1 pseudogene is annotated in these 337 nt (G+C 60.8%); it reads left to right on the top strand.

The features are described from left to right. A pseudogene (locus EN818_RS31355) lies at positions 1 to 337 on the top strand (ionic transporter); the annotation flags it as partial.

The raw sequence follows: 337 nt of genomic DNA, 5'->3' as shown, positions 1-337 counted from the left end.
CACACTCGTCGCCTACCAGGTGGCCCAGGCCGACAGCATTGTCGGAGCGTTGATCGCGGGGCTGGTTTTGATGCCGGAGGCCCTTTCGGCGGTTCGCGCTTCGCTCAACAACGAGCTGCAGCGCGGCTTGAACGTTGCGATGGGTTCAGCATGTGCCACCATCGGTCTGACAATACCGGCAGTCGCGGCCGCCAGCCTGCTGACAGGCAGAGGATTGACCTTAGGGCTTCCGGCCGCCGACGCGGTGCTTCTGGTCTTGGCGCTTTTCATATGCAGCGTCAGCTTTAGCAACGAAAGAACCACGTTCCTGACGGGCATGGTCCATGTTGTGGTGTTT

Source organism: Mesorhizobium sp. M3A.F.Ca.ET.175.01.1.1 (genome assembly GCF_004791945.1).
In the GTDB taxonomy this organism is placed as follows: domain Bacteria; phylum Pseudomonadota; class Alphaproteobacteria; order Rhizobiales; family Rhizobiaceae; genus Mesorhizobium.
Note: the sequence above shows the minus strand (reverse complement) of the source record. Positions and strands in the feature narration are given on the sequence as shown.